This window comes from Streptomyces olivochromogenes (genome assembly GCF_001514115.1).
Taxonomy (GTDB): domain Bacteria; phylum Actinomycetota; class Actinomycetes; order Streptomycetales; family Streptomycetaceae; genus Streptomyces; species Streptomyces olivochromogenes.
Window position 1 is genome coordinate 345,928 of record NZ_KQ948453.1, and the last position, 26,523, is coordinate 372,450.

General features: G+C 70.1%; 25 protein-coding genes. 13 read left to right on the top strand and 12 right to left on the bottom strand.

Features of this window, described 5'->3' with window-relative positions; translation table 11 throughout:
* Positions 1-75 precede the first annotated feature (75 nt).
* Entirely contained in the window at positions 76-2,559 is a 2,484-nt protein-coding gene (locus AQJ27_RS11210) for an alpha-L-arabinofuranosidase C-terminal domain-containing protein (RefSeq protein ID WP_067365676.1), read from the top strand.
* Here the strand turns inward: AQJ27_RS11210 and AQJ27_RS11215 are convergent.
* The 3 genes from AQJ27_RS11215 to AQJ27_RS11225 all read right to left on the bottom strand — a co-directional run bounded on the left by AQJ27_RS11215 (position 2,546) and on the right by AQJ27_RS11225 (position 4,450).
* The gene (locus AQJ27_RS11215; RefSeq protein ID WP_067365679.1) at positions 2,546-2,989 is read right to left on the bottom strand and encodes a carboxymuconolactone decarboxylase family protein; all 444 of its coding nucleotides are present in this window, start codon (positions 2,987-2,989) and stop codon (positions 2,546-2,548) included. The genes AQJ27_RS11210 and AQJ27_RS11215 overlap by 14 nt on opposite strands.
* Positions 2,986-3,399 (bottom strand): MerR family transcriptional regulator, encoded by a 414-nt coding sequence (locus AQJ27_RS11220; protein ID WP_067365682.1) that lies wholly within the window; start codon positions 3,397-3,399, stop codon positions 2,986-2,988. Before AQJ27_RS11220 ends, AQJ27_RS11215 begins: the two co-directional genes overlap by 4 nt.
* Before the next feature lie 253 nt (positions 3,400-3,652).
* The gene (locus AQJ27_RS11225) at positions 3,653-4,450 is read right to left on the bottom strand and encodes a LysR family substrate-binding domain-containing protein (protein ID WP_079064914.1); all 798 of its coding nucleotides are present in this window, start codon (positions 4,448-4,450) and stop codon (positions 3,653-3,655) included.
* A gap of 57 nt (positions 4,451-4,507) precedes the next feature.
* Between AQJ27_RS11225 and AQJ27_RS11230 the strand changes: the two genes are divergently transcribed.
* Entirely contained in the window at positions 4,508-4,936 is a 429-nt protein-coding gene (locus tag AQJ27_RS11230) for a DUF5997 family protein (protein ID WP_067365688.1), read from the top strand.
* A gap of 122 nt (positions 4,937-5,058) precedes the next feature.
* Here the strand turns inward: AQJ27_RS11230 and AQJ27_RS11235 are convergent, their stop codons facing one another.
* Positions 5,059-5,802: a VOC family protein gene (locus tag AQJ27_RS11235; RefSeq protein ID WP_067365691.1), complete on the bottom strand. Its 744-nt coding sequence runs from the start codon at positions 5,800-5,802 to the stop codon at positions 5,059-5,061.
* Positions 5,803-6,155: 353 nt separating this feature from the next.
* Between AQJ27_RS11235 and AQJ27_RS11240 the strand changes: the two genes are divergently transcribed.
* The 7 genes from AQJ27_RS11240 (at position 6,156) to AQJ27_RS11280 (ending at position 13,484) form a co-directional block, all read left to right on the top strand.
* On the top strand, positions 6,156-6,896 hold the full coding sequence (locus AQJ27_RS11240) for a DUF6193 family natural product biosynthesis protein (protein ID WP_067365696.1): 741 nt from the start codon (positions 6,156-6,158) through the stop codon (positions 6,894-6,896).
* 181 nt (positions 6,897-7,077) lie between these two features.
* Entirely contained in the window at positions 7,078-7,641 is a 564-nt protein-coding gene (locus tag AQJ27_RS11245; RefSeq protein WP_067365700.1) for a DinB family protein, read from the top strand.
* A 1,000-nt stretch (positions 7,642-8,641) separates the two neighbouring features.
* On the top strand, positions 8,642-9,670 hold the full coding sequence (gene argC, locus AQJ27_RS11260; RefSeq protein ID WP_067365708.1) for an N-acetyl-gamma-glutamyl-phosphate reductase: 1,029 nt from the start codon (positions 8,642-8,644) through the stop codon (positions 9,668-9,670).
* Positions 9,667-10,818: a bifunctional glutamate N-acetyltransferase/amino-acid acetyltransferase ArgJ gene (argJ, locus tag AQJ27_RS11265; protein WP_067365711.1), complete on the top strand. Its 1,152-nt coding sequence runs from the start codon at positions 9,667-9,669 to the stop codon at positions 10,816-10,818. The genes argC and argJ overlap by 4 nt, the downstream gene beginning before the upstream one ends.
* Positions 10,815-11,735 (top strand): acetylglutamate kinase, encoded by a 921-nt coding sequence (gene argB, locus AQJ27_RS11270; protein WP_067365714.1) that lies wholly within the window; start codon positions 10,815-10,817, stop codon positions 11,733-11,735. The genes argJ and argB overlap by 4 nt, the downstream gene beginning before the upstream one ends.
* The gene (locus tag AQJ27_RS11275; protein WP_067365717.1) at positions 11,732-12,937 is read left to right on the top strand and encodes an acetylornithine transaminase; all 1,206 of its coding nucleotides are present in this window, start codon (positions 11,732-11,734) and stop codon (positions 12,935-12,937) included. Before argB ends, AQJ27_RS11275 begins: the two co-directional genes overlap by 4 nt.
* 10 nt (positions 12,938-12,947) lie before the next feature.
* Positions 12,948-13,484 (top strand): arginine repressor, encoded by a 537-nt coding sequence (locus AQJ27_RS11280; RefSeq protein WP_067365722.1) that lies wholly within the window; start codon positions 12,948-12,950, stop codon positions 13,482-13,484.
* A 122-nt stretch (positions 13,485-13,606) separates the two neighbouring features.
* On the opposite strand, the gene AQJ27_RS11285 is transcribed toward AQJ27_RS11280, so the two are convergent.
* From AQJ27_RS11285 to AQJ27_RS11305, 5 genes are all read right to left on the bottom strand, one after another.
* On the bottom strand, positions 13,607-14,344 hold the full coding sequence (locus AQJ27_RS11285; protein ID WP_067365725.1) for an FAD:protein FMN transferase: 738 nt from the start codon (positions 14,342-14,344) through the stop codon (positions 13,607-13,609).
* A gap of 43 nt (positions 14,345-14,387) precedes the next feature.
* A complete protein-coding gene (locus AQJ27_RS11290) occupies positions 14,388-15,212 on the bottom strand; it encodes an FMN-binding protein (RefSeq protein ID WP_079064916.1) in 825 nt (274 codons plus the stop codon).
* Between the two features lie 19 nt (positions 15,213-15,231).
* Positions 15,232-16,611 carry a ferredoxin reductase family protein gene (locus tag AQJ27_RS11295; protein WP_067365728.1) on the bottom strand — a complete coding sequence of 460 codons (1,380 nt, stop codon included), beginning with the start codon at positions 16,609-16,611 and terminating at the stop codon, positions 15,232-15,234.
* 79 nt (positions 16,612-16,690) lie between these two features.
* Complete coding sequence (locus AQJ27_RS11300) at positions 16,691-17,194, bottom strand: FMN-binding protein (protein WP_067365732.1); 504 nt, start codon at positions 17,192-17,194, stop codon at positions 16,691-16,693.
* Between the two features lie 7 nt (positions 17,195-17,201).
* Positions 17,202-18,572 carry a ferredoxin reductase family protein gene (locus AQJ27_RS11305; RefSeq protein ID WP_067365735.1) on the bottom strand — a complete coding sequence of 457 codons (1,371 nt, stop codon included), beginning with the start codon at positions 18,570-18,572 and terminating at the stop codon, positions 17,202-17,204.
* A gap of 184 nt (positions 18,573-18,756) precedes the next feature.
* Between AQJ27_RS11305 and AQJ27_RS11310 the strand changes: the two genes are divergently transcribed.
* Together AQJ27_RS11310 and AQJ27_RS11315 are read left to right on the top strand one after the other, a co-directional pair.
* Positions 18,757-19,509 (top strand): response regulator transcription factor, encoded by a 753-nt coding sequence (locus AQJ27_RS11310; RefSeq protein WP_067366434.1) that lies wholly within the window; start codon positions 18,757-18,759, stop codon positions 19,507-19,509.
* On the top strand, positions 19,506-21,014 hold the full coding sequence (locus tag AQJ27_RS11315; RefSeq protein ID WP_067365738.1) for a sensor histidine kinase: 1,509 nt from the start codon (positions 19,506-19,508) through the stop codon (positions 21,012-21,014). Before AQJ27_RS11310 ends, AQJ27_RS11315 begins: the two co-directional genes overlap by 4 nt.
* 70 nt (positions 21,015-21,084) lie before the next feature.
* Here the strand turns inward: AQJ27_RS11315 and AQJ27_RS11320 are convergent, their stop codons facing one another.
* From AQJ27_RS11320 to AQJ27_RS11330, 3 genes are all read right to left on the bottom strand, one after another.
* Positions 21,085-21,774, bottom strand: a complete 690-nt coding sequence (locus tag AQJ27_RS11320; RefSeq protein ID WP_067365741.1) for a L,D-transpeptidase family protein — start codon at positions 21,772-21,774, stop codon at positions 21,085-21,087.
* Between the two features lie 3 nt (positions 21,775-21,777).
* The gene (locus AQJ27_RS11325; protein WP_067365745.1) at positions 21,778-22,365 is read right to left on the bottom strand and encodes a pyridoxamine 5'-phosphate oxidase family protein; all 588 of its coding nucleotides are present in this window, start codon (positions 22,363-22,365) and stop codon (positions 21,778-21,780) included.
* A 134-nt stretch (positions 22,366-22,499) separates the two neighbouring features.
* Complete coding sequence (locus AQJ27_RS11330) at positions 22,500-23,366, bottom strand: hypothetical protein (protein ID WP_067365748.1); 867 nt, start codon at positions 23,364-23,366, stop codon at positions 22,500-22,502.
* A 308-nt stretch (positions 23,367-23,674) separates the two neighbouring features.
* Here AQJ27_RS11330 and AQJ27_RS11335 point away from each other — a divergent pair, with 308 nt between their 5' ends.
* On the top strand, positions 23,675-24,868 hold the full coding sequence (locus tag AQJ27_RS11335) for an argininosuccinate synthase (RefSeq protein WP_067365750.1): 1,194 nt from the start codon (positions 23,675-23,677) through the stop codon (positions 24,866-24,868).
* A 121-nt stretch (positions 24,869-24,989) separates the two neighbouring features.
* Positions 24,990-26,423 carry an argininosuccinate lyase gene (gene argH, locus AQJ27_RS11340; protein ID WP_067365756.1) on the top strand — a complete coding sequence of 478 codons (1,434 nt, stop codon included), beginning with the start codon at positions 24,990-24,992 and terminating at the stop codon, positions 26,421-26,423.
* The last annotated feature ends 100 nt before the right edge of the window (positions 26,424-26,523 follow it).

Genomic DNA, 26,523 nt, shown 5'->3' on the forward strand with positions numbered 1-26,523 from the left:
GTGCTGATCATTGTCCGAAATTTCGAACAACTCAAGACCTGGAACAACTCAACATCACAGAGCCGCGGAGTATCCATGCCACGCACCCGCACCCGCACCCGTTGGAGACTCGGACTCACGGCCACCGCGCTCCTGGTGGCCTCAGCCGTCGTTCCCGGGCCCGTCCACGCCGCCGCCGACGTCACCGACTACGCGATCACCGTCGACCCGAAAGGCTCGGGCGCGAAGATCGACGACACCATGTACGGCGTCTTCTTCGAGGACATCAACCGCGCCGCGGACGGCGGACTGTACGCGGAGCTCGTACAGAACCGGTCGTTCGAGTACAGCACCGCCGACAACAGGTCATATACGCCGCTCACCTCCTGGGCCACCACGGGCACCGCGACGGCCGTGGACGACGACGGGCGCCTCAACGCCCGCAACCGCACCTACCTCGCCCTGGACGCGGGCTCGTCCGTCACCAATTCCGGCTACAACACCGGGATCAGGGTCGAGAGCGGCAGGACGTACGACTTCTCGCTCTGGGCCCGCGCGGACGCGAGGACGCCGCTCACCGTGACCCTGCACGACGCCGACGGCGCGCTCGCCGAGGCCCGGCAGGTCACCGCGCGCGGCGGCTGGGCCAAGTACCGCGCCAGGTTCACCGCCACCCGCGACAGCACCACCGGGCGCCTCACCGTCGCCACCGACGCTCCCGTCGCGCTCGACATGATCTCGCTGATCCCCCGGGACACCTACAAGGGCGACGGCCTGCGCAAGGACCTCGCCGAGAAGATCGCCGCCCTGCACCCCGGCTTCGTGCGCTTCCCCGGCGGCTGCCTGGTCAACACCGGCAGCATGCAGGGCTACGACGAGGCCTCGGGCTATCAGCGCCGGCGCTCGTACCAGTGGAAGGACACCATCGGCCCGGTCGAGCAGCGGGCCACCAACTCCAACTTCTGGGGCTACAACCAGAGTTACGGGCTCGGCTACTACGAGTACTTCCAGTTCGCCGAGGACATCGGCGCGATGCCGCTGCCCGTGGTGCCCGCGCTCGTCACCGGCTGCGGCCAGAACAAGGCCACCGACGACGACGCGCTCCTCAAGCGCCACATCCAGGACACCCTCGATCTCATCGAGTTCGCCAACGGGCCGGTGACCAGCGAATGGGGCAGGAAGCGGGCGGCGATGGGCCACCCGAAGCCCTTCCACCTCACCCACCTCGAAGTCGGCAACGAGGAGAACCTCCCCGACGAGTTCTTCGCCCGCTTCAAGCAGTTCCGCGCCGCCGTCCAGGCCAAGTACCCGAACATCGAGGTGATCTCGAACGCCGGACCCGACGACTCCGGCACCACCTTCGACACCGCCTGGAAGCTCAACAAGGAAGCGGACGTCGACATGGTCGACGAGCACTACTACAACAGCACCCAGTGGTTCCTGCAGAACAACGACCGCTACGACTCCTACGACAGGAACGGCCCCAAGGTCTTCCTCGGCGAGTACGCCTCGGGCGGCAACACCTTCAAGAACGCCCTCGCCGAGGCCGCCTACATGACCGGTCTTGAGCGCAACGCGGGCGTCGTCAAGCTCGCCTCGTACGCCCCGCTGCTCGCAGACGAGGACTACGTGCAGTGGCGGCCCGACATGATCTGGTTCAACAACCACGCCTCGTGGGGCTCGGCCGACTACGAGGTGCAGAAGCTGTTCATGAACAACGTCGGCGACCGGGTGGTGCCGTCGACGGCCACCACCACGCCCTCGCTGAGCGCGCCCATCTCCGGCGCCGTCGGCCTGTCGACCTGGGCGACCACGGCGGCGTACGACGACGTGACCGTGACCGGCGCCGACGGCACCACGCTGCTCGGCGACGACTTCAGCGGTGACGCCTCCCGGTGGACCCACACGGGCGGCGGGAGCTGGAGCCTCCAGGACGGGCAGTACGTGCAGACCGACGTGGGCGCCGAGAACACCATGGTGTCGGCGGGCGACCCGGCCTGGCACGACTACGACCTGCGGGTGAAGGCCACCAAGAAGGCGGGCAAGGAGGGCTTCCTCGTCGCCTTCGGCGTCAAGGACACCGGTAACTACTACTGGTGGAACCTCGGCGGCTGGAACAACACCACCACGGCCGTCGAACAGGCCGTGGACGGCGGCAAGTCGACCCTGATCTCCAAGCCCGGCACGATCGAGACGGGCAAGGCGTACGACGTCGACATCAAGGTCCGCGGCCGTCAGGTGACCCTCTACCTGGACGGCCAGGAGTGGGGGAGCTTCAAGGACGACAAGCCCGCGGAGCCGTTCCGTCAGGTCGTCACGCGGGACGCGAGGACCGGCGACCTGATCGTCAAGGTCGTCAACGCGCAGGCGGCGGACGCCCGTACCGCGATCGACCTGGGCGGGGCGAAGGCGGGCCGCAAGGCGGCCGTCACCACCCTCCAGGCCGCGCCGGAGGCGGTGAACTCGGAGACGGTGACCGCGGTCGCCCCCGTGAAGTCCACCTTCGACGGCGTCGCCGACAAGTTCACCTACACCTTCCCGGCGAACTCCGTGACCTTCCTGCGGATCAGGCAGCGGTAGCCGGAGGCGTGGGCTGCTGTCCGGCGGGCAGCAGCCCACGCTCGGCGAAGACCTTCTTCGCGACCAGGCTCGCGTTCATCGCCTTCGGTATGCCGCAGTAGACGGCCGAGTGCAGCAGCGACTCCACGATCTCGTCCGGAGAAAGACCCACGTTCAGGGCCGCGTTGACGTGCACCTCCAACTGGATCTCACAGCCGCCGAGTGCGGTGAGCATGCCGAGCGTCACCAACTGGCGGTCGCGCGGGGCGAGTCCGGGCCGGTCGTAGATGTCGCCGAAGGCCCAGGAGACGATCTGGTGGCCGAGTTCGGGATTGATGTCGCCGAGCGCGTCGACGACGCGCTGTCCGGCCTCCCCGTCGACGCGCTTGAGGACCTCCAGGCCGTGCTCGAAGCGCTCCTCGCGCGTGGTGGCGGTGTTCGTGAGCGTCATGAGAGTTCGTCCGATCCCGGCTGGTCGAGCAGCCGTTCGTAGTGGTCGATCTTGTCGTCGAGGGAGGCCGCGTTGCGGCGCAGCGCCCGGATGCGGTCCGCGAGGTCGGCGCGGTGCTCCCGGAGCATCGCGAGCCGGTCGGGGACCGTGGCGTCGCCGCGCGCCCGCAACGCGGCGAACCGCTGCATGTCCGCGATCGACATGCCCGTCTCGCGCAGCCGGATGAGGAACTCCAGCCAGGCCAGGTCGGCCGCCTCGTAGCGCCGCTGGTTCCCGGTGGTCCGGCCGACCCGTTGGATCAGGCCGGCCTTCTCGTAGTACCGCAGCGTGTCGTGCGAGAGTCCGGTGCGCTCGACGACCTGGGCGATCGTGAGCGTCGGCTCCTGCGGGAGGGGCTGTTCGCTGGTCATGGAGAAACCGTAGAACCTGGAGTGTGCTCCAGGTCAAGCTTCATGTGTCGGACGGTCCTGGGCTTCATCTGCCGGACAGTCCTGGGCTCTGTCTGCCGGGCGGTCCCGGGCTTCATCCGGCGGGCGGACCTGGGCTTCGTCCGCCGGGCGGACCTGGGCTTCGTGCGCCGGGCCGTCCTGGAGAGGGGCCGACGGCGTTTCGGCCCGGGTCAGGCCCGGGTCAGGAACGGGTCAGGCCCGGGCCGGGCCCGGGTCAGGAACGGCGGCGGGGCTTGCCCCGCTTGGCGCCGCCCTTGGCGCCTCCGGAACCGCCGCCGCGGGGGTTCCTGCCGGTCGTCGACTTGCCGGACGACTTGCCCGCGGCGGGCTTGCGCCGTGCGCCGCCACCCGTCTCGGGACGCTTGGCCTTCGTCGGGGCCTCGGGCGCCGCCGGGGCCTGGGCGCGTCCCCGTGAGCTGTTGACGGTCCGGCCGCGGACGATCCCGATGAAGTCCTCGACCAGGTCGGTGGTCGCGTCCTGCGGCCAGGACAGCGCGACGCGTGACTCCGGGGCGTCCGTGACCGGCCGGTAGGTGAGGTCCTTGCGGTGGTGCAGGCGGGCGAGGGACTGAGGGACGACGAGGAGCCCGATGCCCGCCGCCACGAGTTCGACGGCGTCCTCGGTGGTGGCGGGGCGTTCGAACGCGGGCTGCCCCGGCGGACGCTCCCAGTCGAGCGTGTCGTCGAGGGGGTGCAGCACGATCTCGTCGGCGAGATCCTCGCAGGTCACCTCCTCGACGGCCGCCACGATGTGGTCCTTGGGGACCACGACCACCGTCGTCTCGGTGTAGAGCGGGATCGCGCTGAGGTCCTCCTGGTCGACCGGCAGCCGGACGAATCCGGCGTCGGCGCCGCGGCCCCGCAGCACGTCGAACGCCTCGTCGGTGGAGACCGCGACGAGCGTGAGGGGGATGTCGGGCAGCCGCTCGTTCCAGATCCGCACCCACTTCGTGGGCGTCACTCCCGGGACATAGGCGAGCCGGAACGAAGGGGGTACTTCCGAGCCTGTCACCTCGCCAGGCTATCGGTCGTGGTCGGAGGTCGCGCACACGCTCGATACCCTTGACGCATGACGTCGCACCAGACCACCCAGACCATGAAGCCCGCCACCGCGGCGAAGAAGCTGGGTGTGTACCTCGAGGCCACCCCCGCCGAGTTCCAGGAGGGCGTCGTCTCGCGCGCCGAGCTGAACGCCCTGCAGGCCGATCCGCCCGCGTGGCTCCAGGAGCTGCGGCGCACGGGTCCGCACCCCCGGCCCGTGGTCGCCGCGCGGCTTGGCATCTCCATCGCCGGGCTCGCCCGCGGCGGGGTCACCGAGGCCCTCACCACGGAGCAGATCGACGCCCTGAAGCAGGAGGACCCGGGATGGCTGCGCCGGGAGCGCGCCACGCAGGCCGAGGTCCGCAAGGAAGAGGTCCGCATCAAGGAGAAGCGCGCGGAGGAGCACGCCCAGCAGAACACGGAGCGCGCCGCCCAGCCCCGCACCTCCCGCCCCTGACCCGGCCCCACCCGCGTCCGCCGCCCGGCGACGCCCACCTCTCACTGCCCCGCCACTCTCACTGCCCCGCCTCGCTGCCGGCGGCCCTGTCCCCGATCCTGCCGAGTCGTCGGGGCTCCGCGTCAGGACCGGCCGAGGACGCAGAACTCGTGGCCTTCCGGGTCGATCAGGCACGTCCACGAGACGTCGCCCTGGCCGAGGTCGAGGTCGGCGGCGCCGAGGGCCCGCAGCCGGGCCACCTCCGCCTGCTGATCGTCACCGGGGTATGGCAGCAGGTCGATGTGGACGCGGTCCGGCACGGTCTTCACGCCGGGCGTGCGGAGGAACTCGAGATACGGGCCGACACCCTTGGCGGAGCGCAACACCGCATGATCGTCGGTCACCTCGTGCAGGGTCCAGTCCGTCGCCTCACCCCAGAACCGGGCCATGGCCTGCGGATCCACACAGTCGACCACCACCACGGCGATCGGCCCGGTGTCCCGGTAGATCTCCCGGGGCTCCAGCACGCAGAACTCGTTGCCCTCCGGGTCGGCGAGGACCGTCCACGGCACATCGCCCTGGCCCACGTCGACGGGCGTCGCACCGAGAGCCTTCAGGCGCGCGACCAACTCCGCCTGATGGGCCGCAGAGGTGGTGGCGAGATCGAGGTGCACACGGTTCTTGGTCGTTGTCTTGGGTTCCGGGACCGTAACGACGTCGATGCAGACGGCGACAGGGTCCGGCCAGACGAAGCCGCCGCCGGGTTCGACGTTGGTCACGCCGGGTCCCTCGCTGGAAACGCCCCAGCCGAGCGCCTCCGCCCAGAACCGGCCGACCGCCGCGTCATCAAGGGCTTTTATGTTCACCTGAACAGGTCGCAGTGCCATGCCGATGATCTTATTCGTCCGCTATTGGCGCGCCCAGCCCCGCCAGGTGAACTGCTCACTCGCCGGATGAAGTGCTCAGTCACAATGGGCCTGTGACCGAGAATTTTAGTTGGCGGATCATGAGCTGACTGAGCAGGTCAGGAGCGCCTGGAGAATTCTTGTTGGCGGATCTTGAAAGGGTTAGTTGGCGGATCATGATTGTGGACGTTCACTGTGCGTGAATGTCTGGTGAGGCGGTCTGACGTCCTGCATGGCCTGACCGGGCGCTATCAGCACCTTGATGGAACCGCCCAAGCCTCTGGCGCGCCATCCGCCTGCCCTGGGAATCGGCGACTCGGGCACAATCAGGAGCCGTGACTACACCTCCCGATCCCTCCGTCCTGTACCCCGACGTTGCGGCCTGCGGCAGCCTCGCCGCAGCGCTCCGGGTCGAGGCGGACGGCTGCCTCGGTGCCGTCCCCGTCACGTCCCCGGACTTCGCTCCGCTGCGCCACGCGGCTGTCGCAAGTACCCTGCCGCACCGCGAGCCGCTGGCGATCAGCGCCTGGTCGCACGAACGGCGGTGGTCGATCCGCGGCGAGGAACCGTTCCAGAGCATGCCTCTCATCGACGGCAGGACGGGCGACCTGGCGGAGGTCGCCAGGGCCGCCCGAGCTTGGCACGACGGGGCGACTCTGGACGACATCCGACAGGCGGCACCCTTCGTGCACCTGACCGGCCGGTTCGAGGTGCCCGACAACGATCCCGCGCGCTTGACGGAATCCGAATGGCAGGGCAAGCGCCGGGAGGCGGCCGAACTGGAATACGCCTGGCAGGAGACGTACCACAACCTGATCGAGGCGGCGCACGCCGAGCCGGCGCTGCGCGCTCTCTACCCATTCACGAGCCACTGGGCACTGCGCTTCTCGACCACCACCCGCCCGGACCTGACCGTCGTCGGACCGTGCCTGAGCGCCAACAGCGACGGCACGTACGGAGTGGGTAGGGGCCTCATCAGCCAGGACCTTGGCCAATTCGCCACAGCGCAGGAGGCCGTGGCAGTGGCAGTGCGCCAACTGCCGTCCGGACTCGGCCCAACCACGCTCGGCGGATGATCCCGCCTGGCAAACGGCTCGGTCGACAGCGCAGGAGCGGACTGCGCACCGTACTTGGCGAACGGTGCCACCTGTGACCGAGAATTTTTGTTGGCGGATCTTGAGAGGATTCTGGCGTGGCGCTCGCTAGGGATACTCATGCTGATCTCGGGCGGGTCTCCGTTGTATGTAGCGTGCGGACATGACAAGAAGCGAGCGGCTCGCGGAGCAGTTGGACTGGTACTGGCACAAAAACCTGCGGCCGCGGCTGGACGGTCTTACCGATGAGGAGTACTTCTGGGAGCCGGTGCGTGGCTGCTGGAGCATCCGCCCACGTGGCACGTCGGCCGCACCGATGTCGGAAGGTTCGGGGGAATGGACGATGGACTCCGCGTCCCCTGGCCCGGTGCCGGCGCCGGTGACCACGATTGCCTGGCGGCTGGCGCACATCATCGTCGACTGCCTGGGCTATCGGGTCGGATGGCACTTCGGCGGCCAGGACGTCGACTCCGCGACATTCGCCTACGCGGGGACCGCTGACGAGGCGCTGAAACAGCTCGACGAGATGTACGGGAGATGGAACGCGGGGGTCCGCGAGCTCTCGGACGCCGACCTGGAGAATCCGCCCACGGTGGGTCCCGAGCGGTTTCCCATGGAGAACAGGGTCCTGCACGTCAACAGGGAGCTGATCCATCACGGCGCCGAGATTTCCCTGCTGCGCGACCTCTACCGCTGGCAGGACGGAGCCGTACCGCGCCGAATATGACTTTCCGGTAACCGGCGATCGAGCTTCGGAAACCTACGTGGACTCCGTGACGCTCCGTGGCTGCTAGCTTCACTGTTTTGGGAGCGACTCCCCGGCATCGATGCTCCGGGCCAGCTGGCATGCGTACTCGGTGAGGACCTTGCGCAGGTCGGCGTAGTGAGGGGCGGCATCGGGGCGGGTCAGATGGCACCACGTCGTGTTGCGCGTGAGCCCCCACTTGCGCTGGACGTCCGGCGTCTGAGCGGCCTCAATCGGCCTCGGGGCGAAGACGTGTTCGCCTTGGGTCACTTGAACCCAGACGAAGACGGAGGCTACTTGCCGCTTGCGATCGTCGAACGCTGGTGGATGCCAGCTAGCTGGGGCCGGCGTCAACTGCTTGATGATGTTCTCCCAGGCAACCTGATCAAGTGCCCAACCTCCGTTTCACCCGCGAGGTCTTCTTTTTGCTGGTCGGCGGGTTGGCTGCGATCACTGGCTCGTCAGGCGGCTGCTCGGGCTCGTCCCGGCGGAGCACGATCTCAGCCATCCCCCCGAGCCCGGGGCGATGCCCCTGCTTTGCCCGCCACGTGAACCCCCGCATCGGCCGGGACGACAGCACCGGCACGTGAGCCATATCCCGGATCGGCCAGCAGACCTCGCCAACACCCACCCGTCACGTCGAACTCCACCGACGCGGCCAGCCGTCCCCGAGCCGCAGCCGATCCCGCAGCCCGGCGTCCCCCTTGTACTCCGCGATCAGCTGGTCCAGGTGACTTGAATCCGACGGGATCTTCGCCCTCGCTACCTCGCCCACTCACCAACCACAGCACCCGCCGCCCGGCTACGGGGTCATACTTCGGAACTGATCGCAACGCAGCGTTATGGGACCAAGATCCGCAAGTTAACTATCTCGTCCGCAAACTAAAGTCCTCGGTCACAGGGCCCGCCCTGGGATCACCACGGGTGGATTGCATAAACGTGCAGCGAAACGTATAGTCATGCCATCTAGGAGGAGGGTTCCATGGTGGTACGCGCAGCAGTGGCGGGAGCGAGTGGGTACGCGGGCGGCGAAGCCCTGCGTCTGCTCCTGGCGCACCCCGAGGTCGAGATCGGCGCCCTGACCGGCAACTCCAACGCGGGCCAGCGCCTCGGCGCACTGCAGCCGCACCTGCTGCCGCTCGCCGACCGGGTCCTCCAGGAGACCACCCCGGACGTCCTCGCCGGCCACGACGTCGTCTTCCTCGCGCTGCCCCACGGGCAGTCCGCCGCCGTCGCCGAGCAGCTCGGCCCCGACGTCCTCGTCGTCGACATGGGCGCCGACTTCCGGCTCAAGGACCCGGCGGACTGGGAGAAGTTCTACGGCTCCGCGCACGCCGGCACCTGGCCCTACGGCCTTCCCGAACTGCCGGGCGCCCGCGCCGCGCTGGAGGGGTCCAAGCGCATCGCGGTGCCCGGTTGCTACCCGACGGCCGTCTCCCTCGCCCTCTTCCCGGCGTACGCGGCCGCACTCGCCGAGCCCGAGGCCGTGATCGTCGCCGCGTCCGGGACCTCCGGCGCGGGCAAGGCGGCCAAGCCTCACCTGCTCGGCAGCGAGGTCATGGGCTCCATGTCCCCGTACGGAGTCGGTGGCGTCCACCGGCACACCCCCGAGATGATCCAGAACCTCGGTGCGGCGGCGGGGGAGCCGGTCACCGTCTCCTTCACACCCACGCTCGCGCCGATGCCCCGGGGCATCCTCGCCACGTGCAGCGCGAAGGCGCGTGACGGGGTCACCGGCGACTCCCTGCGCGCCGCGTACGAGAAGGCGTTCGCCGACGAACCCTTCGTCCACCTGCTGCCCGAGGGGCAGTGGCCCGCCACCTCGTCCGTCTACGGTTCCAACGCCGTTCAGGTCCAGGTCGCGTACGACGAAGCGACGCACCGCATCATCGCGATCAGCGCCATCGACAACCTGACCAAGGGCACGGCCGGCGGGGCCGTGCAGAGCATGAACATCGCCCTCGGGCTTCCCGAGGAAACGGGTCTTTCCACGATCGGAGTCGCACCGTGAGCGTCACCGCTGCCAAGGGCTTCACCGCCTCCGGCATCGCAGCAGGCATCAAGGAGAACGGCAACCCCGACCTGGCCCTCGTGGTCAACAACGGGCCCCGCCTCGCCGCCGCGGGCGTCTTCACCTCCAACCGCGTGAAGGCCGCGCCGGTCCTCTGGTCCGAGCAGGTCCTCAAGGGCGGCCAGGTCTCCGCCGTGATCCTCAACTCCGGCGGAGCCAACGCCTGCACGGGCCCCAAGGGCTTCCAGGACACACACGCGACCGCCGAGAAGGTCGCCGCGGTCCTCGACGTCAACGCCGGCGAGGTCGCCGTCGCGTCGACCGGGCTCATCGGCGTACTCCTGCCGATGGACAAGCTGCTGCCCGGGGTCGAGTCGGCCGCCGCCCAGCTCTCCGCACACGGCGGCGAGAAGGCCGCCATCGCCATCAAGACCACCGACACCGTGCACAAGACCTCGGTGCACACGGGCGACGGCTGGACCGTCGGCGGCATGGCCAAGGGCGCGGGCATGCTCGCCCCCGGCCTCGCCACCATGCTCGTCGTGCTGACGACGGACGCGGACCTCGACCCCGAGACCCTCGACAGGGCACTGCGCGCCGCCACCCGCACCACCTTCGACCGCGTCGACTCCGACGGCTGCATGTCGACCAACGACACCGTGCTGTTGCTCGCCTCCGGCGCCAGCGGGATCACGCCGCAGTACGCGGAGTTCGCCGAGGCCGTACGCGCGGTCTGCGACGATCTCGGGCAGCAGCTCATCCGGGACGCCGAGGGCGCCAGCAAGGACATCAAGATCGAGGTCGTGAACGCCGCGAGCGAGGACGACGCCGTCGAGGTGGGCCGCTCCATCGCCCGCAACAACCTCCTCAAGTGCGCGATCCACGGCGAGGACCCCAACTGGGGACGCGTACTGTCCGCGATCGGCACGACCGGCGCCGCCTTCGAGCCCGACCAGCTCAACGTCGCCATCAACGGCGTCTGGGTCTGCAAGAACGGCGGCGTCGGCGAGGACCGCGAGCTCGTCGACATGCGCTACCGCGAGGTCCACATCGTCGCGGACCTCGCCGCGGGCTCCCGGACCGCCACGATCTGGACCAACGACCTCACCGCGGACTACGTCCACGAGAACAGCGCCTACTCCTCATGAGCAATGTGACGCGGAAACACACCGCACTGCCCAAGGCCCGGATCCTCATCGAGGCACTCCCGTGGCTGACCCGCCACAACGGCAAGACGGTCGTCATCAAGTTCGGCGGAAACGCCATGGTGAACGAGGAGCTGAAGGCCGCCTTCGCCCAGGACGTGGTGTTTCTGCGGCAGGCCGGCCTCAAGCCCGTCGTCGTGCACGGCGGCGGCCCGCAGATCAGCGCCGCCCTCGACCGGCATGGCATCGTCAGCGAGTTCAAGGCGGGCCTGCGCGTCACCACCGAGGACGCCATGGACGTCGTACGCATGGTCCTGGCCGGTCAGGTGCAGCGTGAGCTGGTCGGACTGCTCAACCAGCACGGACCGCTCGCCGTCGGCATGACCGGCGAGGACGCGCACACCATCACCGCCACCAAGCATCAGCCCGAGATCGACGGGGAGTTGGTCGACATCGGGCGGGTGGGCGAGATCACCGCGATCGACACGGGCGCGATCGAGGCACTGCTCGCCGACGGCCGGATCCCGGTCGTCTCCTCGATCGCCCGGAGCCAGGACGACGGACATGTCTACAACGTCAATGCTGATACGGCGGCTGCGGCTCTCGCTGCGGCACTGGGCGCCGAAACCCTCATGGTCCTCACGGACGTCGAGGGCCTCTACGAGGACTGGCCCGACAGCGACGAGGTGATCAGCCGCCTGACCGCCTCCGAACTGGAGAAGCTGCTGCCGGAGCTGGCCAGCGGCATGGTGCCGAAGATGGAGGGCTGTCTGCACGCCGTGCGCAACGGCGTCACCACCGCCCGCGTCATCGACGGCCGGGTCCAGCACTCGATCCTGCTGGAGATCTTCACCGACGAGGGGATCGGCACGATGGTCGTGCCGGACGCACGGCCCGATGAACAGGGGGACGCCGAATGACCGGGACCAACGCGGAGCTCACCCAGCGGTGGCAGGGCGCGCTCATGGACAACTACGGCACCCCGCGGCTGCCGCTCGTCCGCGGCGAGGGCACCCGGCTGTGGGACGCCGACGGCAAGGAGTACCTCGACTTCGTCGGCGGTATCGCGGTCAACGCGCTCGGCCACGCCCACCCGGCGATCGTCGAGGCCGTGAGTCGGCAGATCGGCTCCCTCGGCCATGTCTCCAACCTCTTCGTCGCCGAGCCGCCCGTCGCACTCGCCGAACGGCTGCTCCAGCTCTTCGGCCGCGAGGGCCGGGTCTACTTCTGCAACTCGGGCGCCGAGGCCAACGAGGGCGCCTTCAAGATCGGCCGGCTCACCGGCCGGGGCCACATGGTGGCCACCCACGGCGGCTTCCACGGCCGCACCATGGGCGCCCTCGCGCTCACCGGCCAGCCCGGCAAGCAGGAGCCGTTCCTGCCGCTGCCCGGTGACGTCACGCATGTGCCCTACGGGGACGCGCAGGCGCTGGCCGCGGCGGTCACCGAGGACACCGCCCTCGTGATCATCGAGCCGATCCAGGGCGAGAACGGCGTGGTCGTCCCCCCGCCCGGCTACCTCAAGGCCGCCCGCGCGATCACCGCCGCCACCGGCAGCCTCCTCGTCCTCGACGAGGTGCAGACCGGCATCGGCCGCACCGGACCCTGGTTCGCCTACCAGGACCACGAAGGTGTCCTGCCGGACGTCGTCACCCTCGCCAAGGGCCTCGGCGGCGGACTGCCGCTCGGCGCGACCGTCGCCTTCGGCCGGGCCGCCGAGCTGCTGAAGCCCGGACACCACGGTTCGACCTTCGGCGGCAATCCGGTCGTCTGCGCCGCCGCACTCGCCGTCCTCGACACGATCGCGTCCGAGGGGCTCCTCGAGAACGTGAAGGCCGCGAGCGAGAAACTGCGGGGCGGAATCGAGTCACTCGGCAACCCGTTGATCGACCATGTCCGGGGTGCGGGCCTGCTCCTGGGTATCGTGCTCACCGAGCCGCTCGCGCCCCAGGTACAGCAGGCGGCTCAGGACGCCGGTCTCCTGGTCAACGCGCCCGCCCCCGATGTCGTACGGCTGATGCCCCCGCTGAACCTGAGCGACGACGAGGTGGACGCGTTCCTCCAGGCCCTTCCCGGTGTCCTCGACGCTGTAGCCAACGGGGACGGACGAGCCAAAGAATGAGACGACGACGATGAGCCAGGCGCAGGATCACGAGCACGTCGGGCCTGCCGTGCCGCAGACCCGCACCGCACGCCACCGCCGGATCGTGGACATCCTCAACCGGCAACCGGTGCGATCCCAGAGCCAGTTGGCGAAGCTCCTCGCCGACGACGGGCTGAGCGTCACGCAGGCGACGCTCTCCCGGGACCTGGACGAGCTGAACGCGGTGAAGATCCGCAACAACGACGGCGACCTCATCTACGCGGTGCCGAGCGAGGGCGGTTTCCGCACCCCGCGCGCGCCGCTGGGGGAGTCGGCGAAGGAGGAGCGGATGCGGCGGCTCTCGGCGGAGCTGCTGATCTCCGCGGAGGCGTCCGCGAACCTCGTGGTTCTCCGTACCCCGCCGGGGGCGGCGCAGTTCCTCGCCTCCGCCATCGACCAGGCCGAGCTGCAGGACATTCTCGGGACGATCGCGGGTGACGACACGTTGCTGCTGATCAGTCGTGACCCGACGGGTGGGCAGGCTCTGGCCGATCATTTGCTGCGGTTGGCTCAGAACAATCATTGAGCTGTACGTCGGTGGAGGCGCACCCCGGGTTGGGGTGCGCCTCCACTTCCGTGTGTTTGAGTTTTGGGTGCGGCCCGGTTGTGGCTGGTCGCGCAGTTCCCCGCGCCCCTAAAGACGGACACTCACCCCAGGCGCTGTGCCAGGCCCCCCGTGCACCGCACCTCGTCTCCCGCCGTGATCAGTAAGGCCTCGATGTCGGGGAGGGACTCCAGCCAGGTCAGGCCCTCTCGGGAGCCCATCGCGAAGGCCGCTGTCGCCCAGGCGTCCACCCAGGTCAGGCGGGGGCCCACCACGGTCACGGCGACCAGGTCGGTGACCGCGGAGCGGCCGGTGCGGGGGTCGACGATGTGCGCGCCGCGCTCGGCGGTGCCGGAGGTGGCCACCGACAGTTCGTCGACACCGGCCGCGGAGACCACGGCCGCGAGCGAACCGGGACGCAGCGGGTCCGAGACGCCGACCCGCCACGGGCGGTGCGTGCCGGGCGCGCCGAGCAGTTGGACGTCGCCGCCGCCGTTCACGCTGACTCCGGTCGCGCCGGCCGCCGCCAGGTGACGGGCCACGCGCTCGGTCGACCAGCCCTTCACGATCCCCGTCGGGTCGAGCCGGCCCTCGTACGTCGAGCTGAACCAGCCGTCGCTGACCCGCTCCGCCTCGGCACACAGGCCGAGCACCTCGGCGACCTCCGGATCGCACTCCTCGACCGTCAGCTCACCGCGCGCGAGGCGCGAGATCTGGCTGTCCTCCCGATAGGTGCTGAACACCTTGTCCACCCGGTGGAGTTGGGCGACCGCCTCCTCCAACGCGGTCCGCACGGCCTCGGGTTCGCCGCCACGCACGTCGAAGGAGAAGACGGTGCCCATGACTTCTTCCGCGTGCCGCAGGGCAGGCGGCTCCTGGTCCGGGTCAGCCACCGGCCTTGTCCAGGGCCGACTGCAGGGACTGCTTGTAACCGGTGCTGGTGTAGGTGGCACCGGAGACGGCGTCGATGTTCGCGTTCCCGGCCGCGACCGCCTCCTGGTTGAGCTTGGGCACGGCCAGCGCGGTCTTCTGGTCGCTCAGCCCGCCCTTGGGCGCCTGCACGGCCTCGGACTTGGTGATCTTTCCGCCGCTGACGGTGATACGGACCTGGACCGCCCCGTACTGGGTCTGGGCGACGCTTCCGGTGACCGTCTTGGCCTGAGCGGCGGGCGCCTGGGACGAGGAGCCGGCGGAACCGGAGGAGCCCGCACCCGCGGACCCGGTCGATCCCGCGGAACCGCCGCCGCTCGCCTTGGCCTTGTCGAGGGCCGACTGCAGCGACTTCTTGTATCCGGCGCTCGTGTAGCTGGCACCCGACACCGCGTCGATGTTCGCGCTGCCCGCGGCGACGGCCTCCTGGTTCAGCTTGGGCACGGAGGCGTTGCTGACCTCGGTGCTGCGTCCGCCGCTGGGAATCTGGACGACCTCGGACTTGGTGATCTTTCCGCCGCTGACGGTGATACGGACCTGAACGGGCCCGTACTGGGTCTGCGCGACGTCGCCGGTGACCGTCTTGGCCCCCGTGGACGACTGCTGCGCGCTGCCGCCCTGGGGCGACTCCTGTCCCGCCACCGACTGCTGGGGCGCGGCACCCTGTGCCGACGCGGACGCCGGATCGGAGGCGGGCTTCAGCGACAGCAGCAGGACGATTCCGGACACGGTGGCGGCGCCGGCCAGCACGACACGCCGCAAGGGGTGGCTCTTCTTCATCGCTCCTGACTCCCGTCGCTCACATCTCGAACGACTCGTGATGGATGCGGCGGGCGGGAACCCCCGCGCCGCGCAGTGCTTCGTAGACCTGCTGCGCGAAGCCGGGCGGCCCGCACATGAAGACGTCGTGGCGGTCGATGTCCGGCAGCTTGCGGCTCAGCGTCTCCGCCGAGATGTCCGGGCGCTCGCCCTCGGGGCTGTTCACCGCGTACATCAGCCGCGCCCCGCGCTCCTCGGCGATCGCCGCCAGCTCGTCCCACAGGGCCAGGTCCTGGGTGGTGTTGGCCCGGTAGAGCAGCGTCAGGTCGCCCGCCGCGCCGGGCAGCGTCTCGAACAGCGCCCGCATCGGAGTGATGCCGACCCCGCCCGCCACCAGCAGCACCTTGCCGCGGCTGCGCTTGCCCGCCGTGAGCGCCCCGTACGGGCCCTCGGCCCAGACGCGGGTGCCGGGCCGCAGGTCGCGCAGCGCCGAGCTGTGGTCGCCGATCGCCTTCACCGTGATGCGCAGCATGTTGGGGCGGGGCGCCGCCGACAGCGAGTACGGGTGCGAGCTGAGCCGCATGCCCGGCGCCAGGAAGCGCCAGCGGAAGAACTGCCCGGCCTCGGCGCCCATGCGGTGCAGCTTGCGTCCGCTGATCAGTACCGAGACGATCCCGGGGGTCTCCTCGATCACGGCCTCGACCCGCATCCGGTGCTTCAGGTTCAGCCGGATCGGCGAGAGGATGCGGTACCAGATCACCAGGGCCGTCACCGACCCGTACAGCCCGTACCAGACCGTCTTGGCGGTCGGTTCGACGGCGAACTCGTTGCCCGTCGACAGCTGGTGCCAGAACGTCAGGAAGACGGCGGCGTAGGTGAGCAGGTGGATGTGGTACCAGGTGTCGTAGCCCATCCTGCGGCGCACCGGGCCCATGGAGAGCAGGCCGATCAGGAACAGCAGACCGGTGCCGATCGCCGCCTTGCCCATGTCGGGCAGCTGGTTGATCGAGTCGATGGTCTGCTGCACGATGTCGCCGAAGCTCTTGCCGGCCTGCAGCGCGTAGCCCCACATGATCAGCACGAGGTGCGCCAGCACCAGGGAGATCGTGTACCGGCCGCTCATGGCGTGCCAACGCGCCACCCGGTCCGAGCCCACCCGGCGCTCCAGGGCGGGCACCCGGGCCATCTGCAGGACCACCAGCGCCATCAGATACCCCGCGAGCAGTCCGGTGATCCGGCCCGCGTTGAGGATCTTGCTGTTGTCGTCGGCGATGGACGGGGTGTTGCTCCACCACAGCCAGATGACCCCGGCCGCGCCCGCCCCGACGGCGAGCAGCAGGGGGACGGCGGGGGAGCGTCGTGGGCGAATACGGCGCAAGGTCTGGCGCCGCGCGGCGCGGCCACCGGCGATCGTGGACACGGTTCCTCCGTGGTCGTCCGTGGGACGGGGCTGGGGAGAGGCCCCTGGCCCAGAGATACGGCGCTCGACGGCCGTGCGTTCAGAGGCCTGCCGAGTCCAGTGCCGATTGGAGGGACTGCTGGTATCCGTCGCTGGTGTACGTGGCCCCCGAGACGGAGTCGATCTGGGCGCTCTGCGCGGCCAGCGCCTCCCTCCTGAGCTGGGGAAGGGCGTAACTGTTGATCTCCTGGTCCCGTGGGTTGTCCGAGGGATAGGAGACCGCGGTCACATCGGTGATCTTGCCGTTCTTCAGCGTGACGCGCACCTGGACGGGTCCCCAGCGGGTCTGGATCGTGTCACCGGTGACGGTCTTGGTGCCGGTGCTCCTCGTGCTCCCGGACGAGCCTGCCGAGGAGCTTCCTGAGGTACTTCCCGACGACGGTGACCGGGAGGGCGACTGGGACTGTCCGGCGGACGACGACGCCTGCGCCACGGTCGGCGCCGTGTGCGGCTTGAGCGACAGCAGCAGGACGAAACCGGTGACGGTGGTGGCCGCCGCCAGCGTCACCCGGCGCAGCGGACGGTGCTTCTTCAGGGCGTGCACGGTGACCTCACAGCTCGAACGACTCGTGGTGGATACGGCGGTCGGGGACCCCGGCCGCGCGCAGCGCCCCGTACAGGTCCCGCGCCATGGCGGGCGGACCGCACAGATAGACGTCGTGCCCGGCGAGACCGGGCACGCAGGCCCGCAGGGAATCGGCGGTGAACCGCGGACGGGTCCCGTCGGCGCCGTTGACCGCGTACAGGACGCGCGCCCCGCGCCACTGCGCTATCGCCTCCAGCTCGGCGCCGAGCGCGAGGTCCTCGGCCGTGCTCGCCCGGTAGAGCAGCGTCACGTCGCCGGGCCCGCCGGGCAGCGTCTCGAACAGGGCGCGCAGCGGTGTGATGCCGACGCCGCCGGCGATCAGCAGCGCCTTGCGTCCGGTGTGCCGCTCGGCGGTCAGCGCGCCGTAGGGGCCCTCCGCCCACACCCGGGTGCCGGGCCGCAGCAGCCCCACGGCGGCACTGTGGTCGCCGAGCGCCTTCACGGTGATCCGCATCCGGTCGGGGCGCGGCGGCGCCGACAGCGAGTACGGCGTCGAGGTCCACCGCATCCCGTCCGAGAGGAACCGCCAGCGGAAGAACTGTCCGGCCTCGGCGCCGAGCTCGTCCAGCCGCTCCCCGCGTACGACGACGGAGAAGACCCCGGGTGCCTCGCGGTACACGGACTCCACGCGCAGCTTGTGCCGCAGGTTGAGCCGCACCGGGGCGAGCAGCCGGAACCACACCACCAGCGCCGCCGTGCCCAGGTAGAGCACGTACCAGGCGGCCTGGGCGGCGGAGTTGCCGACGAAGTCCGAGCCCAGCGCGAGCTGGTGGAAGAAGGTGAGGAACACGGCCACGTACGTCAGTAGGTGCAGGTAGTACCAGAACTCGTGGCTGATCCTGCGGCGGGCCGCGCGCGCCGAGGTGATGCCGACCGCGAAGAGGATGAGCGTGCCGGTCGTGGCCTTGAGCATGTCCGGGTAGTCGAACACCACGCTGAGCGTCTCGTGCACGATGCCCGCCCCGTCCTGGGCGGCGTACCCGAACAGGATCAGCGTGACATGCGCCACCAGCAGGCTGACCGTGTACCGGCCGGCCATGGCGTGCCAGCGGGCCACCCGGTCGGAGCCGATCCGCCGCTCCAGCAGGGGCACCCGGGCCATCAGCGCCACGAGCACCGCGCAGCTGTAGCCGCACAGCAGCCCGGCGATCCGCCCGGCGTCCGTCAGCCACCCGGCGAGGCCCACCACCGACCGCGTGTCGTACCACCACAGGGCGACGACCGCGCCGGCCCCGGCCCACAGCAGGGCCAGCAGGGGTCCGACGGGCGAGGGACGCGGTCGTCCGCGTCCGCGTGACGGGCGAGGGACCGCTGTCCGCTCGTACACCGTGGTCATATGTCCGTCCTTCCGGCTGTCCGGGAGGAAACTGTGCTTCGGCAACTTCTGAGCAGCCTCTGAATGGGCGCTCTCGTCGCGGATTCACAGGAAACGCAGAGCGGCGCACGCGGCCCACTCAGAGGAAACTCAGAGGCGGGAGGGGTGCTGCCGGCTCCGGCGAGGGGTGATCCTGGAAGACGACATGAACACTCCCCGCTCCCGAGGCACCGGCCTGCCCGCGCTCACCCGCCCCGACGGCACCCCCGTACGCGTCCTGGTCGTCGACGACGATCCCGACCTGGCCGAGGTGCTCTCCGGCGCCCTGCGCTACGAGGGCTGGGAGGTCCGGACGGCGGGCGACGGGGCCTCGGCCGTCACCGAGGCGCGCGAGCTGATGCCGGACGCCGTCGTCCTCGACGTGATGCTCCCGGACACCGACGGCTTCGCCGTGCTGCGCACCCTGCACACCGTGCACCCCGAGGTCTGTGTGCTCTTCCTCACCGCGCGGGACGCCGTCGAGGACCGCATCGCGGGCATCACCGCGGGCGGCGACGACTACGTGACCAAGCCGTTCAGCCTGGAGGAGGTCATCGCCCGGCTGCGCGGCCTGCTGCGCCGCGCGGGCATGGCCCGGCAACTGGACGAGGGCCCGCGCCTGACCGTCGGCGACCTCGTGATGGACGAGGAGGCCCGCGAGGTGACCCGGGGCGGCGAGCTGGTCGAGTTGTCGCCGACCGAGTTCGAACTGCTGCGCTTCCTGATGCGCAACCCGCGCCGGGTGCTCAGCAAGGCGCAGATCCTCGACCGCGTCTGGTCCTACGACTTCGGCGGCCAGGCTCATGTCGTGGAGCTGTACATCTCGTACCTGCGCAAGAAGGTGGACGCGGGCCGCGAGCCCATGATCCACACGGTGCGGGGCGCCGGGTATGTGATCAAGCCGGTGACCGGACGATGAGCCGCCGCCGGTGGCCACGGGTGCGGGCGTGTGTACGTCGGCTGCCGCTCGCGCGCACGATGCGGGCCCGCCTCACCGCCGGGCTCCTGGTGCTGCTCGCCGTCAGCTGCGCCGCCGTCGGGGTGGCCGCGGTGTACGAACTGAACGGCTTCCTCACCGGCCGCCTCGACCAGCAGCTGCACGATGTGGGAGTGCGGTTCCCCGCGAGCCTGGAGCACGGCGCCGTCAAGCCGTCGGACCATGACGGCGACGAGCACGGCGACACCCGGCGGCAGAGCACCGGCACCTTCGGCGCGCGGCTGGTCGGCCGGGACGTCACCAACGCGGCGGTCGTGCCCTCCGGCCAGAACCTCACCGACCTGAACGTGTCCCTGACCACCTCCGACCGGCAGACCCTGGCCGGCATCCCCACCGACGGCCGCGCCCACACCGTCTGCCTGTCGGCACTCGGCGACTACCGCGTGCTGGCGGCGCGCGGACTGGACGGCGACGTCCTGATCACCGGGCTGCCGATGGAACCGGTCACGGCCGCCGTGCACCGTCTGGAACTGGTCGCCGGCTGTGTCTTCGGCCTGGCCCTCGTGGTCGCCGGAGTCGCCGGAGCCCTGTGGGTGCGCTGGTCGCTGCGCCCACTGAGCCGGGTCGCCGCGACCGCGACCCGGGTCAGTGAGCTGCCGCTCGCCAGCGGTGAGGTGGCGCTGCCGCCGCGTGCGCCGGAGCAGGACCCGCGCAGCGAGGTGGGCCGCCTCGCCGGTGCCTTCAACCGGATGCTCGGCCATGTCGAGGACGCCCTGACCAAGCGGCACGCGAGCGAGGAACGGCTGCGCAGCTTCGCGGCCGACGCCAGCCATGAGCTGCGCACGCCGGTCGCCTCGGTCCGCGGCCACGCCGAGCTGGCGCTGCTGCACCCGGACCCGGTGCCGCCCAAGGTCACCCGGGCCCTCGAACGCATCGCCGCCGAGTCGGCGCGGATGGGCGAGATGGTCGACGACCTGCTCCTGCTCGCCCGCCTCGACGCGGGCCGCCCCCTGGAGCGCCTTCCGGTCGACCTCACCCACCTCGTCCTCGACTCGGTCACCGACGCCCGCGCCGCGGGCCCCGACCACCGCTGGACGCTGGAACTGCCGGAGGAACCGGTCACGGTGACGGGCGACGCCCACCGGCTCCAACAGGTGTTGGCCAACCTGTTGGCCAACGCCCGTTGGCACACGCCCGTCGGCACCAAGGTCACGGTGTCCCTGGAGACCGACGCCAAAACGGCCGTCCTGACGGTCCACGACGACGGCCCGGGAGTTCCGGAGGACGTCCAGCCCGGCGTCTTCGAACGCTTCACCAGAGCCGACCGCCGCCGCAGCGGTGGAGCGGGCGGTGGCGCGGGCCTCGGGCTGGCCATCGTGGCGGCCGTGGTGGAGGCCCACGGCGGCACCGTCGGACTGGAGAGCCGTCCGGGGGCGACGACGTTCACGGTTCGTCTCTCGAGCAACGGTGGCGGAGGCGCCCCCTGAGGGGCGCGAGGAACCGCGCGACCAGCCACGGACGACCGGCAGACGCCCACGACCCTGGCTCCGACGGCGCTCAGTACCGCGTGATCGCCGTTACCCCACTCACCGTCCCGATCGACATCCGCGGCCCCCGCGCAGGATCGACCCACCCGAGAACCCGCCGCATCGCGTCCGCCGACACCGACACGCAACCAGCGGTCGCCGCCCGCCCGTTGACGTGCAGGAAGATTCCCGCGCCGCGGCCTCGCACGGGCCGCTCGTAGTTGAACCCCACGACCAGCGCGTACGCGTACTGCGTCGCGTACGCGATCAGATGCTCGGACTCGGACGCTCGGCAGTCGGCCGGCCGCGGCTCGGTCCACCGGTTGTAGGAACGGGAGTCGTTGTCCTGGCACCACCAGGACTCCTCCCGCACCCGCCGGTAGGGAACCGCGGTGCCGTCCGGCGCGGCCTTGATCCCGAAGGCGAACGGAAGGTCGTACAGCCCCGTGGGTGTCGTGTTCGACCCCTGCTTGCGTGAGCCCCCCTCCACCAGCCCCTTCGCCCCGAAGCGCGCCGCCGCCGAACCGGCCTTCACCCAGTGCCCGTCCCGCCGGTCCCACCAGGTGAGCGTGCCCGACGTCGAGTCCCCGCGGGGCGCCTGAGCCGTGATCAGCTGGCTGCCGCCACCGGTGTCCGCCATCTGTTCAGGGAGAGTGGGGGGATCGCTGGGGGCCAGGACGAGCAGGGACGCGGACGCGAGGGCGGCGGCTGCGAGGCGCATGGCTCAGACCGTACGGGGAGGCAGCGGGAGCGGCAGCCCGGGCAGGCCGTCCAGGCTCGTCGCCACGTGGTCCTTCTTGGTGAAGTACTCGCTCAGCGAGGCGTCGTCCTCGCGCGCGAAGCGCTTGCCGTGCAGGTCGCGGTCCGCTTCGTACGACATGAAGGGCACCGCGTAGCCGCAGGTGTCCCGGACGAGTTCGGCGGTCACGACGATGATCGCGCGCAGACCGTGCGGGGTCGGGTCGATGCCGGGGAAGTGCGTGAGCAGTTCCTCGAAGCGGGGGTCGTCGCGGAAGACGGGCTCGCCGTGGCCGTGCACCCGGACGATGTTCGGCGGGCCCTGGAAGGCGCACCACATGAGGGTGATCCGGCCGTTCTCCCGGAGATGGGCGATCGTCTCCGCGTTGCTGCCGGCGAAGTCCAGGTAGGCGACGGTGAGTTCGTCGAGCACGACGAACGAGCCGGTGAGGCCCTTGGGGGAGAGGTTGACCGTGCCGTCCCCGGACAGGGGTGCGGTCGCGGTGAAGAAGAGGGGCTGCGCCTCGATGAACGAACGCAGCCTGCCGTCTATGCGCTCATAAGTCTTTCCCATGTCTAATGATTATTGGGCAAGACCGTTCGCCTGTCTAAGGAATTCACCCGTCCGGCGCATTCGTTCACGTGGCGGACGGCCCCGTGGCCGCTGCGCCCCGGTCGGCGGACGGGGAGCAGCGGCCACGGAAGACGTCACTTGTTGAGCGTGCAGGTCGCGAGGGAGTCCAGACCCGTGGGCTTGGCCGCGGTGCGGCCGATGGAGATGGCGATGCGGTCGATGGTCGACTTCCGCTTGTCCGCGAGGGGGCCGAGGATCGCGTTCTGCACGAAGTTCGGGCCGCCCTGGCCGACGGTGTTCGCCAGTCGGGTGTTCGCCTCGGTGATCTGGGTGTTCAGGAGCGTGAGGTTGCGGGTGACCTCGGCCTGCGCGGAGGCGGGGATCGCGGGCAGCTTCGACGCGACGTCCGGGCAGGTGATGGTGCCGGCGGCGGTGGTGCTGCCGGTGTTGCCCGTGGCGCCCGTGTTTCCGGTGTTCCCCGTGTTGCCGGCCTGCTGGGTGGCCGTCGCGCTCGGGGCCGCGGTGGCCGCGGCGCCGCCCGTGTTCACGCCGTTCGCGTTCAGGGTGCAGGGCGCGAGCGAGTCGAGACCCGTGGGCTTGGCCGCGGTGCGGCCGATCGCGGTGGCGATGCGGTTGATCGTCGCCACCCGCTTGTCCTTGAGGGGGCCGAGGATCGCGTTCTGGACGAAGTTCGGGCCGCCCTGGCCGACGGTGTCGACGAGCCGCTTGTCGGCCTCGGCGATCTGGGTGTCCAGGAGGGTGAGGTTGCGGGTGACCTCGGCCTGCGCGGAGGCGGGGATCGCGGGCAGGCTCGGCGCGACGGCCGGGCAGTTCACCGTGCCCGGGGAGGTCGCGGCCTTGGTGGTGGCGTTCGTGCTGCTCTTGGACGTCTCCCCGGCCAAGGCGTTGCCGGCGATCACGGCTCCGGAGAGCACCACCGCGGCGGTGCCGCCGATCATCAGGACGCGGCGCTTGTTGTACTTCGGAAGGGCCCTGGACATGCGGAAGCCTCACTCGGTTCGGGGGTGGGGGACCGTCCGGTGGTCGTCCGGGCGGTCCGTTGCTCGTCGCGCCTCGGTCTGCGAAGACCTCGGCGGCTAAGACCTCTGTGTACGAAAACCTCGGTGTACGAAAACGCGGCGCCTGCGTTCGGGGAGAAGTACGAGAAAGCGCGTTCCATCGTTCAAACAGCCTCAGACATTTTCGATCAGGGTTCCCCATGGCTCCTTCGAGGGGGACCGCGATTGACGAATCATGCGGAGTGCTGCATACTCATGCATACCAGCGAATGCAGTGTGAGGAGAAACCCGTGACCGAGCGCGTCGTACTCGCCTACTCAGGCGGTCTGGACACCTCCGTCGCCATCGGCTGGATCGCCGAGGAGACGGGCGCCGAGGTCATCGCCGTCGCGGTCGACGTCGGTCAGGGCGGCGAGGACCTGGACGTCATCCGCAAGCGCGCCCTCGCCTGCGGTGCCGTCGAGGCCGAGGTCGCGGACGCCAAGGACGAGTTCGCCGAGGAGTACTGCCTCCCGGCGATCAAGGCCAACGCCCTCTACATGGACCGCTATCCGCTGGTGTCGGCCCTTTCCCGGCCGACCATCGTCAAGCACCTCGTCGCCGCCGCCCACAAGCACGGCGCCACGACGGTCGCCCACGGCTGCACCGGCAAGGGCAACGACCAGGTGCGGTTCGAGGCCGGCATCGTCGCCCTCGCCCCCGACCTCAAGTGCATCGCCCCGGTCCGCGACTACGCGATGACCCGTGACAAGGCGATCGCCTTCTGCGAGCAGAAGAACCTCCCGATCGCCACCAGCAAGAAGTCCCCGTACTCCATCGACCAGAACGTCTTCGGGCGCGCGGTCGAGACGGGCTTCCTGGAGGACATCTGGAACGCGCCGATCGAGGACATCTACGAGTACACCTCGAACCCGGCCCAGGCCCGCGAGGCCGACGAGGTCGTCATCTCCTTCAAGGAGGGCGTCCCGGTCGCCATCGACGGCAGGCCCGTCACCGTCCTGCAGGCCATCCAGCAGCTCAACGTGCGCGCCGGCGCCCAGGGCATCGGCCGGATCGACATGGTCGAGGACCGGCTCGTGGGCATCAAGTCCCGCGAGGTGTACGAGGCCCCGGGCGCGATCGCGCTCATCACGGCCCACCAGGAGCTGGAGAACGTCACCGTCGAGCGTGAACTCGCCCGCTACAAGCGGCAGGTCGAGCAGCGCTGGGGCGAACTGGTCTACGACGGCCAGTGGTTCTCCCCGCTCAAGCGCGCCCTGGACGGCTTCATCGACGAGGCCAACCAGCACGTCAACGGCGACATCCGGATGACCCTGCACGGCGGCCGCGCGGTCGTCACCGGACGGCGCTCCGAGACCTCGCTCTACGACTTCGACCTGGCGACGTACGACACGGGCGACACGTTCGACCAGGCCGCCGCCAAGGGCTTCATCGACATCTACAGCCTGTCGTCGAAGATCGCCGCGAAGCGGGACCTGGCGTAACGGCTCGCACAGCGGCTCGCGTACGACGAGGTCCACCCCCAACGCACTAGCCTGACAGCCGCCTCCTCACTCACGGGTGGGGAGGCGGCGGCACATCCAGACCTTCCGAGGAGCAACGCAAGTGAGCAGCAACAGCGGTGACGTCCGGCTCTGGGGCGGCCGTTTCGCCGACGGTCCCGCCGAGGCGCTGGCCAAGCTGTCCGCGTCCGTCCACTTCGACTGGCGGCTCGCGCCGTACGACATCGCCGGATCACGTGCCCACGCGCGCGTGCTGCACAAGGCGAACCTCCTTGACGACGACGAGCTGACGCGGATGCTCGCGGGCCTCGACCAGCTCGAAGCCGACGTGGCGGACGGCTCCTTCGTGGGCACCATCGCCGACGAGGACGTGCACACGGCCCTGGAACGCGGGCTGCTGGAGCGCCTCGGCCCCGACCTCGGCGGCAAGCTGCGCGCGGGTCGCTCCCGGAACGACCAGGTCGCGACGCTCTTCCGCATGTGCCTGCGCGACCACGCCCGTACGATCGGCGGTCTGATCGCCGACCTCCAGGACGCGCTGATCGGCCTCGCGGAGGCGCACCCGGACGTGGCGATGCCCGGCCGTACGCACCTCCAGCACGCCCAGCCGGTGCTCTTCGCCCACCACGTCCTGGCTCACGTCCAGCCCCTGTCCCGGGACGCGGAGCGGCTGCGCCAGTGGGACGAGCGGACGGCGGTCTCGCCGTACGGCTCCGGCGCGCTCGCGGGCAGCAGCCTCGGCCTGGACCCGGAGTCGGTGGCACGGGACCTCGGCTTCGAACACGGCTCCGTCGCCAACTCGATCGACGGCACGGCCTCCCGCGACTTCGTGGCGGAGTTCGCCTTCATCACCGCGATGATCGGCGTGAACCTCTCCCGGATCGCCGAGGAGGTCATCATCTGGAACACGAAGGAGTTCTCCTTCGTCACCCTGCACGACGCCTTCTCCACCGGCTCGTCGATCATGCCGCAGAAGAAGAACCCGGACATCGCCGAGCTGGCGCGCGGCAAGTCGGGGCGTCTGATCGGCAACCTGACGGGCCTGATGGCGACACTCAAGGCGCTTCCGCTCGCGTACAACCGCGACCTCCAGGAGGACAAGGAGCCGGTCTTCGACTCCATCGACCAGCTCGAGGTCCTGCTCCCGGCCTTCACCGGCATGATGGCCACACTGACCGTGCACCGCGAGCGCATGGAGGAACTGGCCCCGGCCGGCTTCTCGCTCGCCACGGACATCGCCGAGTGGCTGGTCAAGCAGGGCGTGCCGTTCCGCGTCGCCCACGAGGTCGCCGGCGAGTGCGTCAAGGTCGCCGAGGCCGACGGCAAGGAGCTGAACGACCTCACCGACGAGCAGTTCGCGAAGATCTCCGCCCATCTCACCCCCGAGGTGCGATCCGTCCTGAACGTCCCGGGTGCCCTCGCCTCCCGCGACGGCCGCGGCGGTACGGCCCCCAGCGCGGTCGCCGTCCAGCTCGCCGAGGTGAAGTCGGACGTGGCGGCCCAGCACGCGTGGGCGACGGCCAAGAAGAAGCGGTAAGAAAAGCGCCCCGCAAGGGGCGCGGGGAGCTGCGCGACAAGCCACGACGAACTCGCACTCGCCGAAGCACCGCACGCAACGAGCTCTGAGGCGAGAGCCG

Coding starts and splice junctions, on each gene's coding strand:
- AQJ27_RS11210 (WP_067365676.1), top strand. CDS start 76: ATGCCACGCACCCGCACCCGCACCCGTTGGAGACTCGGACTCACGGCC.
- AQJ27_RS11215 (WP_067365679.1), bottom strand. CDS start 2,989: ATGACGCTCACGAACACCGCCACCACGCGCGAGGAGCGCTTCGAGCAC.
- AQJ27_RS11220 (WP_067365682.1), bottom strand. CDS start 3,399: ATGACCAGCGAACAGCCCCTCCCGCAGGAGCCGACGCTCACGATCGCC.
- AQJ27_RS11230 (WP_067365688.1), top strand. CDS start 4,508: ATGACGTCGCACCAGACCACCCAGACCATGAAGCCCGCCACCGCGGCG.
- AQJ27_RS11235 (WP_067365691.1), bottom strand. CDS start 5,802: ATGGCACTGCGACCTGTTCAGGTGAACATAAAAGCCCTTGATGACGCG.
- AQJ27_RS11245 (WP_067365700.1), top strand. CDS start 7,078: ATGACAAGAAGCGAGCGGCTCGCGGAGCAGTTGGACTGGTACTGGCAC.
- argC (WP_067365708.1), top strand. CDS start 8,642: ATGGTGGTACGCGCAGCAGTGGCGGGAGCGAGTGGGTACGCGGGCGGC.
- argB (WP_067365714.1), top strand. CDS start 10,815: ATGAGCAATGTGACGCGGAAACACACCGCACTGCCCAAGGCCCGGATC.
- AQJ27_RS11275 (WP_067365717.1), top strand. CDS start 11,732: ATGACCGGGACCAACGCGGAGCTCACCCAGCGGTGGCAGGGCGCGCTC.
- AQJ27_RS11280 (WP_067365722.1), top strand. CDS start 12,948: ATGAGCCAGGCGCAGGATCACGAGCACGTCGGGCCTGCCGTGCCGCAG.
- AQJ27_RS11285 (WP_067365725.1), bottom strand. CDS start 14,344: ATGGGCACCGTCTTCTCCTTCGACGTGCGTGGCGGCGAACCCGAGGCC.
- AQJ27_RS11290 (WP_079064916.1), bottom strand. CDS start 15,212: ATGAAGAAGAGCCACCCCTTGCGGCGTGTCGTGCTGGCCGGCGCCGCC.
- AQJ27_RS11305 (WP_067365735.1), bottom strand. CDS start 18,572: ATGACCACGGTGTACGAGCGGACAGCGGTCCCTCGCCCGTCACGCGGA.
- AQJ27_RS11310 (WP_067366434.1), top strand. CDS start 18,757: ATGAACACTCCCCGCTCCCGAGGCACCGGCCTGCCCGCGCTCACCCGC.
- AQJ27_RS11315 (WP_067365738.1), top strand. CDS start 19,506: ATGAGCCGCCGCCGGTGGCCACGGGTGCGGGCGTGTGTACGTCGGCTG.
- AQJ27_RS11320 (WP_067365741.1), bottom strand. CDS start 21,774: ATGCGCCTCGCAGCCGCCGCCCTCGCGTCCGCGTCCCTGCTCGTCCTG.
- AQJ27_RS11325 (WP_067365745.1), bottom strand. CDS start 22,365: ATGGGAAAGACTTATGAGCGCATAGACGGCAGGCTGCGTTCGTTCATC.
- AQJ27_RS11330 (WP_067365748.1), bottom strand. CDS start 23,366: ATGTCCAGGGCCCTTCCGAAGTACAACAAGCGCCGCGTCCTGATGATC.